We start from the raw sequence: 13,009 nt of genomic DNA, 5'->3' as shown, positions 1-13,009 counted from the left end.
GATATGAAAACAGGCATTCAGATTTTATGCTGAAAAAGAAAAAGGGTCATGAAGTGACCCTTTTTCTTCAATTGTGGCTATAGCCATTCTTGCATTAACTCTATCTGTCTCCTAGTCAACTCAGTTCTTCACTCTTATTCAAACATTTAATCAACCAGTGTTTTATCAGCGATACCACCGTTACAGGCTGCATGGCTCTGGTGTGATCCATATCATTTCCTTTTATGATTTCTATATCCCATCCAAGGTGTTCTAACACTTCCTTATTTTTTTGAAGTATACCGATGATATCTACGGTTACACTGCCAAAGTTTTCTCCATAAACTATCGTGTCTTTCTCCCCGGCAAATGCCAATCTTGGAATACTTAGTTTATGCTGAATTTCACGATCATCAAAATCCATCAGATTTTCGTATAATGTAACAAATTGTTTAGTTTGGTTCGTGTCGATCTTTACTTGTATGTTATCCCAATCAACCTTTTCTGGATTCATATGATCATGTCCCTTAATATCAGGAGAATTCTTTTTACCCAGAGCTTGCTCGTATGTTTTATATGTTACCGCCATCATTTCTTTATATGGACCTTCTATTGGAGGAAAACCACCCATGATTAAGCTTTCTAATCGATCCGTGCGAATCGCCAATTGTAACCCGACTAAAGCTAACCAGGAATATCCGTAATAGCTAAACTTCTTAACATTCATTTCATCCGCAATGGTTAACAAATCCTTTACTATATGTTCGGGTGTGAGATTATCAGGGTTCGGATTCTGCAGACGGTGTCCCTCATAGTCAAAATATAGAATCCGAAACTTGTCCATGAGTCCCTCAATAAAATGTTTTCCTGATTCGGGGTCTACTCCCCACAATTTCAAGTGTTCAGCCTCTTGTCCACATACAGATTCTTTAGCAACCGGAAGCATGATTGTAGGAGAGTCAGAATTCCCAACCAAGCCAACCTTTAATTCTGATTCATCCATAAGTTTTATGTTCTTCTCCATATTTATCACTCCTCACTTGTTTGTACTATATATCTTATAACATTCATGCAATATTTCGGCTTCCCGGCATTTTCCCTTTATCTATTGGGGTTTTTATTCAAACTATGTTATCGTAGCACTTGAAGGTTTTACTTGAATAAGGAGTCAATCCATGGAGACATATACCCCTAAACAAATTGCAAACGCCTTACATGTTAGTACAACAACGTTGAGAAGATATGAAGAACAAGACCTCATTCCAGTTGTACCGAGAACGAATAGTAATCACCGTTTTTATACATCGATTCACTTCCATGCTTTTACGACCGTCAGAGCCTTGTTAAAAGGGTATAATATACCTGTTGTATATGAAGCGATGAGAATGATTAAACGTTCGAGGTGTGAAGAAGCTCTTTGGTTAGTGAATGAACAGCAATTCCAGATACAAGTGGAGAAACAGCGAGTGGAAGAAATCCTGACTATGATTCAGCATGGTGAATTTAAGCAATATAAAAATGTGAAATTAAATAAATATATGCGTATTGGAGAGGCCGCCAAAATAGCGGGAGTAAATACTTCAGCGATCCGCCATTGGGAAAACGAAGGATTAGTCCATTCCGAAAGAAATAATGAAAACGGTTATAGAATATATTCGATATCTGAACTTCGGAAAATACTGATCATAAGCAGTTTGAGAAAAACCGTTTATTATATCGAAAATGTGAAGAAATTATTAAACGATATAGACACACAAAAATATGATAAAATTGAACATTCCTTTCAATTAGCATTGGAAAAGCTGAACAATCAACTCTTCCTTCAATTAAAAGGAATTGCAGAACTGATGAATTATATACACTTTCACCAAAAAATGAATTCATAAGAAAACAAAAGAAGCTCTCCACCCATGATTTTTTCTCGTAATCATGAGGTGGAGAGCTTTTTTATTGTTTATCGTTTAAGTCTAAGCCTGTGACACATTCAAAAGCTGTTCAAAAGCATGAATGTTGGTTGCAAACTCAGGTACGTTCTGTGCTTTTTCTGCGGCTTCGACGAGTTTAACCACCATATCATTATACGGTGTTGCAATCCCTGTACCCTTTGCCTTGCTCGAAACTACGCCGTTGATGTAATGAATCTCCGTTTTACGTTGTTTCTCCAGATCCTGCAGCATGCTTGCTTTAAGCAATCTGGAAGGTTCCATTACCTGGCGCAGCGTTTGAATACGTGCCGGGATTTCGTTTTCGCTCTGCAGCTCCAGTGAAGCCATATCGAATCCGTTCATGGTGACAAAAGAAACACCGTTTGCATGTCCAACCTTGATTGTTTCGTCAATAATGTGAACAGCACTTCGAATACCTGTCTCATGATCCAGAATATCTCCATACGTCCCGTTCAGTGCAGCGGACAAGCCGCTGAAAGCATTGTTGATCAGCAGTTTTGACCATTTGGTTCCTACCAGGTTATCCGAGATATGTGTACCGCCAACCAGATCCAGCACTTCTTTTACACGCTGAATTCGCTCGGTCGTTGCTCCGTTCAATTCTCCGATCTGGAACGCATACTGCTTGAATTGAGGATACGCCGTGGTCAGACTGGATACGCCAGGTTCCATGAATGTAGCGCCAAATTCAACCGAACCCGCGATGACCCGTTCAGCTCCTACAATGGATGCTACGCTATCTTCAGGAATCCCGTTCTGGAGAGAGCATACGATGCTTTCCGCATGCAAGAATGGCAGCAGTGCATTCAGCACGGACTCATTGTATAGCTGTTTGGTCAATAGCAGTACAAGATCATACTTCCCTGATTTTTGTTCAGGGGTGATTGCTTTTACTTTGGACTGAAACTCGGTTGTTCCAGTTACTCTCGCACCCGTCTGATTAAGCGCATTGACATGCTCCTGGTACGCATCAATTAACTCTACATCCATTCCACCATCGGCCAGATAAGCTCCAACGATAGTTCCTAGTGAACCTGCACCTACAATCGCAATTCTCATATGTGTAACCTCCTTATTTTTGTTCCAGATAGTTATATACAGGCTGTGCTGCATTCAACGTTAAGTTCGTCAGGATGTGGGAAGCGGACACGACTTCAAGCACCGGCAAATCTGCCAAAGGCGCAAGTGCATGCTCAAATAGCTGCAGCCGGGCCGGGCCTGTCCATGCCTCCTTCACCTCGATATCGGTAATTTGGGTACGAATCAGGTCACAGATGCGAAGATTACCTGTATAATCCGTAGCGATTTTGATCATAAAGTTGGGACGGCAGATTTCTTTTTTCGCAAGCTCTTTGTCCATCTCCACATGTTTGAAACCCATCGTTGCTGTGGCAACGCGCAGTGATCCGTAGTCCAGCAAGCCCACGAGTGTATCAGAGTCCGTATACAGCTTGGGAGCGCCGAGTTTTTTCGGATAAGCCGTTAACTCTCTTCCGCTGGCGATTGCAGGAAAGTTGTCCACATACATTGAATGCACATAATCGCCCTCTTCGCCATTGAACTGAACCGGAATCACTTGTCCTGCCTCGGTATATGCACCTAGTCCAGAAACGTCCGGCATCCACATCACTTCAAATTTCACCAGCGGTTCGGTGATTTGCAATGGCTCGGGAACGGCTGCGCGTAAAGCTTGCTCATCCGTCCGATATATGATGTTCAGATATTCACGGTTGACGAATTTATAAGGTGGCATTGGGTATGCCGGGGCTGTTAAAGGTGTATTCAGATTTTTGGCAATATTGTGCACATCGATTTTCATAAACAGACACCTGCCTTTACATTAAATTATTGGTTGATTGTGTTGTTGGCTTATTTGTTTATTGGCTATAAATAAAGTCTACATCTTTCTTTAAATTTAATATAATACATAATAAGCACTATATATATTTATCAAAATAAATAAGGAGTGCATATGAATGGAGCTTCTTCAACTGAAATATTTTCAAACCGTCGCTTATACGGAACATATCTCCAAAGCCGCAGCTCAGTTAAACATTGCTCAGCCTTCGCTGAGTCTTACGATCAAGAGATTGGAGGACGAGCTTGGGACAGCGCTGTTTCATCGGAAAGGTCGACATATTGAGCTGAATGCGGCTGGTGAAGTGCTGCTAAAACATGTCAATCGAATTTTTGTGGAGCTGGAAAATGCTACGCTGGCATTAAAGGAAAAGCATGATGAACTGTCACGGCTGATCCGTATTGCGATCTCGAATTCAAGGTTTCTTTCGGGGCTGATTAGCGAGTACATTGAAGAGTTCCCTGATTCGCAGCTTCATCAAGGTATTGCAAGCCGGAGTGATATTATTATGCAGTTGAAAAAGGGAGAGATTGACCTGGGGATCACAGGTTATCCGATTCAGGATGAGGATATTGAAAGTTGTGTGCTTGTGGAGGAAGATATTGTTCTCGTTTTGCCGTCCGCACATGAATATGGTGGGGAAAAGCAAATCTCTCTACATAAAGTTGCTAACGAATCCTTCCTTTCACTCGCTGACAACGATGAGTACCGCCGTTTTACAATGACACTATGTGAAACGGCTGGTTTTGTGCCTCATCTCGCTTTTGAGGTGGATTCACACACGCTCATGGAGATTATCAGGATGGATCGTGGTGTTGCATTACTGCCCATTTCCGTTTGCCATAATCTTGGCTTGCATTATGTATCTATAGCTGACGAGTCCTCGGTGTATCCTATCAGCTTATCTTGGACTAAACATCGCAATCACTCCCCGGCTGTGTCGCAATTTCGTGACTTCATTACCTCTTATTACACTTTGAATACTCCGGCGTACAAAAAAACGTACAACGTGCCCCATCCAGATTTGAATAAAAAAAGCCGCTGAATTAGCGGCTTTGATGGGATTTATGATCGGTCTTGATGGGAATAATAAATGTACAGCTTCTTCTGATTCACATCTCGTTCTCTACTTCAATTATACCTTTTTTCTATCCTCTTTTATAGACTGTTTTTTTGGTGATTCGTACACTATACTGCTAAATACAAATCCAAAAAAGTAGAGGTGTGTCCGTATGGATGACAAAAAAAATGTCTTGGATCCAGGTCCTTTTTTTCACGGTACAAAAGCAGAATTAAACATTGGCGATTTATTAGAGCCACAATTTTTATCCAATTATCAAGACAAAAAGTCGAATCACATCTACTTCACTGGAACCTTGAATGCCGCCAAGTGGGGTGCTGAACTAGCTCGATCGAGTGCAAAGGAAAGAATCTACATTGTCGAGCCATTAGGAGATTTCGAAAATGACCCCAATGTAACGGATAAAAGGTTCCCTGGAAATCCCACTCGCTCCTATCGATCCAAATCACCGCTAAAAATAGTTGCCGAATTAGGTTCATGGGAAAGACACTCCGATGAAGAAATTGATCATATGGTGGCCTCTTTGCAAAAGCTGAGTGAAGAAGGTAAAAATGTGATATATGATTAATCACTCTAATTAATGATTGACATTCACTTTTGCAGCGACATTCACTTTATTTAGGACGATCAATGCCATGATTGCGATCGCAATCCCGCCAGCACCAATCCAGGTTATCGATGAGAGAGAGAACATTTCAATCGCGATTCCTCCCATACCAGCGCCAGCTGCCATAGCAAGCTGCATCATGGACTGATTAAGACTTAGCATCACTCCTGAAGCTTCCGGTTCAATGGTCGTTAAATGATATTGTTGCGTTGGACCGGAGGACCAGGCGGAAAAGGACCACAACAAAAGTACGGTTATTACGCCCACTAATGTATGGGTTACAACGGATAACAGGATCAGCATGATAATATGCAGTGTAAATCCACCGAATAATGTTCGATTAACTCCCCACCGATCCGCACTGAGGCCACCAAGTTTGGAACCAATCATGCTTGCTATACCAAATACAAGCAAAGCTCCACTGAGAAATTGTTCATTTAATGCTGATACTTGAAGTAAATAAGGTGAAAGATAAGTATAAGCGATAGAGTAACCACCCAGCCAAAAGAAAGTGATCGCCAAGCCTAACGCGACCTTAGGTTTTTTCAATAGACTTAGCTGCTGCTTGAGCGGCACAGGCACGTCCCCATCAATACGTGGAATTACGAGATAAAGAATGATTATAGCCAAAATTCCTAAAATCGAAATTCCTCCAAAAATCGATTTCCAACCCAGAGTATCGGCTGTGACTCTCCCGAGCGGAACACCAATGATTAATGACGCTGTGAAACCCATGACCACTGTAGCAATAGCACTTGCTTGTTTACCTGACGGTGCAATTTTAGCGGCAATGTTCAAAGCAGTGACCACGACAACTCCTGCTCCAATCGCCATCAGGATACGAGCAACGACAAAGAGTCCATATCCTGGCAGGACAAATGCAAGAATATTGGAAGCAACAAATATGCCCATACTGATAACGATTAACTTTCTTCTGTCCATACTCGCGGTGAGCGCCATTAAAATGGGTGTACACAGAGCGTAGATCAAAGAAAAAATGGTGATTAGCTGACCTGCTGCAGCCAGTGAGACATCCAAAGAGGCGGCTACCTTATCTAAAATACCTGATAAAGCATACTCGGAAGTCCCGACCAAAAAACTAACGATTGCCAAAATGTAAACTTTCGAACTTGACGACCTCAATTGAACACCACTCCTTGATAAATTAATAAAATGTTATATCTAAAATTATAGATATACATAATCACAGAATGACATATTAAGAATTGTCGATATAATAGGCTGAAAAAAAACTGAATTCTTGGTAAGAACTCAGCTGCAACTTACATATCACTCATCATATAACGAGTAAATTCAGCTATCGCTTCCTCGTCTCTCTGATAATACGTAAATTTGCCTATCCGTTTTGTTGTGATCAGCCCTGCCCGCTGCAATATCGTAAGATACTGGGAAGCCGTTGACTGTGTCATGTTAAGTTTGTCGGTTATTTGACTTACACATACCCCTATTTCGTTCATATCCACTCCTTCATGGGGTTTGAAATGCTCGTATGGTTCTTTGAGCCATTGTAAGATCTGAAACCTGGATTCATTCGAGACAGCTTTTAAAATGTCAATTGGATTCATAATCATTATTATATCGATCTTTTGCGATATGTCAATTTAAAATGGTTTATTGATTTTTTTGGTCAGACTTCAGGGATGTGAGATCAAATATAAGAAGACCGCCTTAGGGGGCAGCCTTCTTATATTTGTATTAAACTAATTTGGGCTAAAAATGATGAGTCGTGATTGCAATTGAATTAAAGAATCTCTCCATTGGACTCAATCACTTGTTTGTACCAGAAGAATGAATCTTTGCGGGTTCTTTCAAGCGATCCATTGCCCGCGTTGTCCTGATCTACATAGATAAAGCCATAACGTTTACCCATCTCGGAAGTAGAGCAGCTGATGATATCGATCGGTCCCCAGCTTGTGAAACCCATCAGTTCCACACCGTCAGCTACTGCTTCCTTCATCTGCTCGATATGGCTGCGCAGGTAATCGATGCGATACGGGTCATGCACCGATCCGTCCTCTTCCAGCGTATCCGTAGCACCCAGTCCATTCTCCACAATGAAGAGCGGCATGCGATAGCGGTCATACAAGCGATTCAGCGCGATGCGAAGACCAATTGGGTCGATCGGCCATCCCCACTCGGTTGCTTTCAGATGCGGGTTTTTGATCTGACTTACCAGCATACCGGAGTTGCTGTTGTCGTTCGGATCGTATTTTCCGATATACGTCATGTAATAACTGAATGCAATAAAGTCCACCGTATTGTCGCGGATAATCGCATCATCTTCAGGGCCTTTCACCAGTTCAATGCCTTGTTCTTCAAAATATCTTTGCATGTAGGACGGGTACTCCCCACGCGCCTGTACTTCCGGATAGAACAGATTCATCTGATCTTCCTTCATGGTCTGCAGCACATCTTCCGGTTTGCTGGATGCAGCGTATGTCTCCAGACGGCAGATCATACAACCGATTTGAGCGTTCGGCATTTTTTCTTTACCACTTTTCACAGCAAGCGCACTCGCTACAAACTGATGGTGCGTTGCCTGGTAGGCTACTTGTTCCGGTGTGCCCTTGATTTTATCTTCCAAAATGCCGCCGCCCGTATACAGGCTTGTCAGCATCATATTCATCTCATTGAAGGTAATCCAGTATTTCACTTTATCTTTGTAACGGTCAAACAGCGTGTTGGCAAATTTCAAATACAGATCAATCATCTCGCGGCTTTCCCAGCCGTTGTATTTGCGGGTTAACTCAATTGGCATTTCATAGTGCGAGATCGTAACCAGCGGTTCAATGCCGTATTTCAACAGTTCGTCGAACACTTTATCATAGAAAGCAAGCCCTGCTTCGTTAGGAACCGCTTCTTCTCCTGTCGGGAAGATTCGTGGCCAAGCGATGGAAAGGCGGAATACTTTGAAGCCCATCTCTGCAAACAAGGCGATATCCTCTTTGTATCGGTGGTAGAAATCTACGCCATTACGTTTCGGGAAATACACATCGGTGTTGCCGCTCAAATATTGCTCCAGCTCCACGGAATTAACGTCAAACGTGAAATCCTTGCCATTCCGTTCCTCATGCGGCACATAAGGTGCCATATCAGAGGTGGAAAGTCCTTTGCCGTCAGCGTCAAATGCGCCTTCAAGCTGGTTGGCAGCGGTAGCGCCGCCCCATAGGAAGCCTTTAGGAAATGTGTGTTTTGTTGTTTTTGTCATGATGGTTTCTCTCCTTTTTTTGTGTAAATATAACGTTAAATTTAAAACTCCTGTACAATAGAAAGCCTTCATTCGTTTTGTAATAAACTTTTAACGAACGGTGAGCAGCAGCAATTCATTCATTGGAATCACCCCCTTCACCTGAACGGGAACCACATCAAGATAATCTGGCGTGTTGGCTACAATCACCGGGGTTACCAGATTAATGCCGGCCGACTGAATGCTTTGCATATCAAATTCAAGCAGCAGATCGCCCTTCTTCACCTCTTGTCCGGCAGTCACCTTGGCGTCAAAAAACTTGCCTTTGAGCGACACACTGTTCAGCCCAACGTGAATGAGAATGTCAATTCCGCTGGAGGAGGTCAGCATAATTGCATGCTTCGTTTTGGCTACCATCGTTACGGTTCCGTCAAACGGCGCGGTTACACGTCCCTCTTTGGGATAAATCGCAATACCCTTTCCTGTCATTTCTTCTGCAAAAGTAGGATCAGGCAGTTCCTTGAGCAAGGCCAGATCGCCAGTGAGCGGGCTGTAAATTTCACCTTTCTTTTCCTCAATGGAATGAACCGTTACAGACGGAGACATGTCTTGATCAGACGATATTGTTGATGCTGTTGATGCCAAAGTTGTTGTCGCTGCTGCCTGCTCTGACTTGGTTGCATTTCCTTGCTGGGATGCAGTTGGCGCTGCAGCCTGCACAGCATTGGGTTCATCCCACTTGAGCAGCAAGGTCACCGTAAAGGAAACGACAAAGCTGATGCCAATTCCGATGAGCGCATACCAGAAGTTTGCCATACCCCCATCTGGACCGATATATAAAGGCAGTGACAACAGGCCCGGTACGGCAAAACCGAAGCATTTCAGCCCAACTGCTGTAATAAAACCACCGCCAGCTGCTCCACCGATAATAGAAGCATAGAACGGTTTTTTCAGCTTCAGCGTTACACCATAGATTGCAGGTTCTGTAATGCCCAGAAAAGCAGATATACCGCTGGATAAAGCAATGGATTTCATCGATTTGTTTTTGGTTTTGAGGAATACAGCCATTACGGCACCAGCTTGACTCATATTGGCTACAAGGTTGAGCGGCAGTAACAGCACGTCATAACCGAGCTTGCTCAAGTTCTGTAATGTTCCCGGGAAAAACGCATAATGCATACCCGTCATAACAATCACTGGCATAAGTCCGCCTAGCACGATGCCTGTTAATGGACCCGAGTGAGCAAAAAGCCAGGATGTGCCGATCTCCAGATAAATACCGATGTAATTCCCAAGTGGTCCAATGGCGATTAACAAGATAGGAACAGTGATAACCAGTACGATCATTGAGGTGAAAATCACTTTGACAGGTCCAGGAATGAACCGATCCACCCAGCGATGTACATAACTCAAGAGCCATACTCCGAGAATAATCGGAATGACAGACTGGGTATAATTGACGATGGACACCGGCAGCGAGAGAAAACGAATCGGTTCCAGATGATTTTCCAGATAAGCATTCAGAATGGTCGGATATAATAATGTGCCTGCAAGGGTTAAAGCGATATATTCATTCACTTTGAACTTTCGTGCAGACGATACAGCAAGCAGGAAAGGCAAGAAATAAAAGGCTGCATTGGCTACAGACGCCAAAATCTGATATTCACCACTTGTCTCCTGTATAGCTCCCAAGGTCACGAGTAATGCCAATATGCCTTTGAGCATACCTGTACCTACAATGGCAGGAAGGATCGGAGTGAATATGCCCGAGATCGTATCCAGTACGGCATTGATGCCTCTGGAACGCTTCGGTTCCGGTTCCGCTTCTGCTCTTACTACGCCGTTTTGCTTCAATTGCTCCTCCAGCTCTTCATACACCGCAGCAACCTTGTTGCCAATCACCACTTGAAACTGGTCGCTTTGGAACTGTGCCCCAAGAACACCATCCAGTGCGCGGATCTGCTCGAGTTGAACCTTGTTTTCTTCCCGCACATTAAAACGCAAGCGAGTAATGCAGTGCCAAGCCTGTGTAATATTTTCTTGTCCTCCCGTTAAACGAATAATCTCTTTGGACAACTCCCGGTGATTCATGCTGCTTCCTCCTTTTTTGGCGAAAAAAAAAAACCAAATGTAAACCCGGCCCGCTGCAGAAGCGGAATCGGAAACATTTGGTGGTGCCTGATCGTATCAGTAACACTCCATATTCAATTCACATGCATAATGGTATAACTTCAAACTGGTTGCATTGAGGTCAACCCGCGTCGGTACGGGATGTCACTCTCTCGATGTGAATCATGAGGTATACCATCTCATCGGGAGTAATCACGAATCCGCGCTGCTGCTCCATCGCCTCCTTTATTTTGAGTGCGCATTGGAAGCTGACAGGATATCGCTCCGACAATACATCATATAAAAACTGCTGATCCTTGAATGAGAGCACTTCCCGGTTCATTTGTCGAACGATGAAGTATCTCAGATGGGTGATGAATCTGGAGAAATCAGCCGACTCCTGATTCAGCGCCATTCCATAATGAGCAGTCATGATACCTAAAATGTCGTTAATCATCTGTGTGATCTTGATCGTTTGGTTCATACTGCCCGAATCAAATTGCGAATTCACAAAATGAAGGGCAATGGAGCTGGCCTCACCAGAAGGCAACGAGACCAGAAAAGCGTCATTGATTCTTTTGACTGCCAATTCTCCAACGCGGTATTCCGCAGGATACAGATGCCTGATATCCCAGTGAAGCGGATTTTGCATATCCACCCCTTTTCTGAAACGATCCAGAGCAAAATGAATATGATCCGCAAGGGTTAACAGGATGGAGTCATTCAGCTTTTTTCCGATAATCTCTTTGCCTTCTTCAATAATCTGATCCGTGATATCAATGACTTGCAGAGGGATATCGCTAAGAAATTGCTCGACTCGCTGATATTTATCATTCGAACCAACCCGGAACATTTTCTGAATCTGGCTCTGCTCGATCGGCTGTCCCTTTACTTTTTTGAAGCCAACGCCTGTCCCGATGACAATGACTTCACAGCCTTCGGCGTCTTCCGCCAGGGCGATGTTGTTGTTTAATGATTTCTTGAACCTCATGATGTTCTCACCCCCCCAATATGCAAAAAGCACCACCATGGTCGAATACACAAGCCAATACACTTGTGAAATCCAGACTGTGGTGGTGCCTGATCGAATCAGTGACACTCCTTATATAGCTGTATTCTATACCAGCCATGTAATCGTTGTCAATACTATACCTCTGGAATAATGATATGCTTTTTGGGTATCTGACTTCATGCCTGATACCGCCTTTATTTAAATTGATAACAAATAGCATATTCTATTCATTCGAAGTATTGTTTTTCTGTGCATCATAATAATATCGAATCATAATATCCTGATCGTAGTTGCCAAAGCCCTTGCCAAAGAGTGTAAGTCCTCCACGTCCCGCCGCGCTTTCCTCGGGCTTCAATCCAAACGTCCAATACGTGGCTGACTGGAGCTTCAGGTCTGATATGGAAACATCCGAGATTCGCTGGCTATCCATAAACGTACCCTCCTCGTTGATACGCAGCACCTTCAATACTCCATACTGATTAACGTCTAATTTCCACCATAAAGGGGTATGCTTACCCTTTCGATCACCGAAGTCACCTGGACTTGTCCATGTTCCAAGATCATAACCGTTAAGTGTAAAGCGAATATCGGATGGCCAGTTCTCGTTGACTTTAGGTGCTTCCGAACTGAGTTCAAGTGAAATTTCAATCTCTCGCAGATGCTGATCATTATGCAGATAATTGGGAATCTTATATTCAACAAAACCTCTTGCCATCCAAAGAATTCCCGCATTAACCCGATCGGGGTCCATAAAGCAGGCGGGTGTGTCGAATTGTCCAATAACCTGGGTTGTTGTTGCAATCCCGCAAGTTGGCCATGCTTCATAATCTGTATATTGTCCTACCGGGATGGATACTTCGTGGTAAGAAGTCTTCACGGGCAAGGGTGGTGACAGATGGATGGTCATGAATTCTTGCACGATAAAGCAATATTTGTAGGTGCCGCCGTTTTCCCGTTTCATTCGACTGCCGACAATGCCTGCTTTTTGCAGCTTGCTGACATGTGTGCTGACGATAGCTTTGCTGAGATAAAGCTCCCCGGCGAGAGCATTAATGTGCATCTCTCTGTTTTGAAGCAGCAGCCGCACGATATTTAGACGAGCTTCACTTGCCAGAGCCTCGTACACAAGCAGCGACTTCGCATCGGTTCCAAGCATCATAAATTCCACTTCCTTGATCATATATATTCATCTTGAGGATGGTTGCTCCC

The 13,009-nt window shown here is 43.4% G+C and carries 12 protein-coding genes; 3 read left to right on the top strand and 9 right to left on the bottom strand.

Annotation, left to right across the window (positions count from 1 at the left end; genetic code table 11):
• Positions 1–115: 115 nt before the first annotated feature.
• The gene (locus tag HNR77_RS05840; protein ID WP_184181641.1) at positions 116–1,003 is read right to left on the bottom strand and encodes an alpha/beta fold hydrolase; all 888 of its coding nucleotides are present in this window, start codon (positions 1,001–1,003) and stop codon (positions 116–118) included.
• 151 nt (positions 1,004–1,154) lie between these two features.
• Between HNR77_RS05840 and HNR77_RS05835 the strand changes: the two genes are divergently transcribed.
• Positions 1,155–1,865 carry a MerR family transcriptional regulator gene (locus HNR77_RS05835; protein WP_184181639.1) on the top strand — a complete coding sequence of 237 codons (711 nt, stop codon included), beginning with the start codon at positions 1,155–1,157 and terminating at the stop codon, positions 1,863–1,865.
• A gap of 81 nt (positions 1,866–1,946) precedes the next feature.
• Here the strand turns inward: HNR77_RS05835 and HNR77_RS05830 are convergent, their stop codons facing one another.
• Positions 1,947–2,984: a ketopantoate reductase family protein gene (locus HNR77_RS05830; protein ID WP_184181637.1), complete on the bottom strand. Its 1,038-nt coding sequence runs from the start codon at positions 2,982–2,984 to the stop codon at positions 1,947–1,949.
• 13 nt (positions 2,985–2,997) lie between these two features.
• On the bottom strand, positions 2,998–3,744 hold the full coding sequence (locus HNR77_RS05825) for an acetoacetate decarboxylase (RefSeq protein ID WP_184181635.1): 747 nt from the start codon (positions 3,742–3,744) through the stop codon (positions 2,998–3,000).
• 157 nt (positions 3,745–3,901) lie between these two features.
• Between HNR77_RS05825 and HNR77_RS05820 the strand changes: the two genes are divergently transcribed.
• Positions 3,902–4,828: a LysR family transcriptional regulator gene (locus HNR77_RS05820; RefSeq protein WP_184181633.1), complete on the top strand. Its 927-nt coding sequence runs from the start codon at positions 3,902–3,904 to the stop codon at positions 4,826–4,828.
• Positions 4,829–5,015: 187 nt separating this feature from the next.
• Complete coding sequence (gene arr, locus HNR77_RS05815) at positions 5,016–5,432, top strand: NAD(+)--rifampin ADP-ribosyltransferase (protein WP_184181631.1); 417 nt, start codon at positions 5,016–5,018, stop codon at positions 5,430–5,432.
• Positions 5,433–5,441: 9 nt separating this feature from the next.
• Here the strand turns inward: arr and HNR77_RS05810 are convergent, their stop codons facing one another.
• The 6 genes from HNR77_RS05810 to HNR77_RS05785 all read right to left on the bottom strand — a co-directional run bounded on the left by HNR77_RS05810 (position 5,442) and on the right by HNR77_RS05785 (position 12,959).
• Positions 5,442–6,614, bottom strand: coding sequence for an MFS transporter (locus tag HNR77_RS05810; RefSeq protein ID WP_184181630.1), 1,173 nt, complete (start codon positions 6,612–6,614; stop codon positions 5,442–5,444).
• Between the two features lie 140 nt (positions 6,615–6,754).
• Entirely contained in the window at positions 6,755–7,057 is a 303-nt protein-coding gene (locus HNR77_RS05805) for an ArsR/SmtB family transcription factor (protein WP_123066653.1), read from the bottom strand.
• 176 nt (positions 7,058–7,233) lie between these two features.
• Complete coding sequence (locus tag HNR77_RS05800) at positions 7,234–8,700, bottom strand: glycoside hydrolase family 1 protein (protein ID WP_184181628.1); 1,467 nt, start codon at positions 8,698–8,700, stop codon at positions 7,234–7,236.
• Between the two features lie 90 nt (positions 8,701–8,790).
• On the bottom strand, positions 8,791–10,770 hold the full coding sequence (locus HNR77_RS05795; RefSeq protein WP_184181626.1) for a beta-glucoside-specific PTS transporter subunit IIABC: 1,980 nt from the start codon (positions 10,768–10,770) through the stop codon (positions 8,791–8,793).
• A 160-nt stretch (positions 10,771–10,930) separates the two neighbouring features.
• The gene (licT, locus tag HNR77_RS05790; RefSeq protein ID WP_184181624.1) at positions 10,931–11,779 is read right to left on the bottom strand and encodes a BglG family transcription antiterminator LicT; all 849 of its coding nucleotides are present in this window, start codon (positions 11,777–11,779) and stop codon (positions 10,931–10,933) included.
• A 244-nt stretch (positions 11,780–12,023) separates the two neighbouring features.
• On the bottom strand, positions 12,024–12,959 hold the full coding sequence (locus tag HNR77_RS05785) for an ArsR/SmtB family transcription factor (RefSeq protein ID WP_184181910.1): 936 nt from the start codon (positions 12,957–12,959) through the stop codon (positions 12,024–12,026).
• Positions 12,960–13,009: the final 50 nt, after the last annotated feature.

Source organism: Paenibacillus sp. JGP012 (assembly GCF_014203995.1).
Classification (GTDB): Bacteria; Bacillota; Bacilli; order Paenibacillales; family Paenibacillaceae; genus Paenibacillus; species Paenibacillus silvae.
This window is presented reverse-complemented; position numbering and strand designations above follow the sequence as displayed.

Coding starts and splice junctions, on each gene's coding strand:
- HNR77_RS05805 (WP_123066653.1), bottom strand. CDS start 7,057: ATGAATCCAATTGACATTTTAAAAGCTGTCTCGAATGAATCCAGGTTT.
- arr (WP_184181631.1), top strand. CDS start 5,016: ATGGATGACAAAAAAAATGTCTTGGATCCAGGTCCTTTTTTTCACGGT.
- HNR77_RS05840 (WP_184181641.1), bottom strand. CDS start 1,003: ATGGAGAAGAACATAAAACTTATGGATGAATCAGAATTAAAGGTTGGC.
- licT (WP_184181624.1), bottom strand. CDS start 11,779: ATGAGGTTCAAGAAATCATTAAACAACAACATCGCCCTGGCGGAAGAC.
- HNR77_RS05835 (WP_184181639.1), top strand. CDS start 1,155: ATGGAGACATATACCCCTAAACAAATTGCAAACGCCTTACATGTTAGT.
- HNR77_RS05825 (WP_184181635.1), bottom strand. CDS start 3,744: ATGAAAATCGATGTGCACAATATTGCCAAAAATCTGAATACACCTTTA.
- HNR77_RS05795 (WP_184181626.1), bottom strand. CDS start 10,770: ATGAATCACCGGGAGTTGTCCAAAGAGATTATTCGTTTAACGGGAGGA.
- HNR77_RS05800 (WP_184181628.1), bottom strand. CDS start 8,700: ATGACAAAAACAACAAAACACACATTTCCTAAAGGCTTCCTATGGGGC.
- HNR77_RS05785 (WP_184181910.1), bottom strand. CDS start 12,959: ATGATGCTTGGAACCGATGCGAAGTCGCTGCTTGTGTACGAGGCTCTG.
- HNR77_RS05820 (WP_184181633.1), top strand. CDS start 3,902: ATGGAGCTTCTTCAACTGAAATATTTTCAAACCGTCGCTTATACGGAA.
- HNR77_RS05830 (WP_184181637.1), bottom strand. CDS start 2,984: ATGAGAATTGCGATTGTAGGTGCAGGTTCACTAGGAACTATCGTTGGA.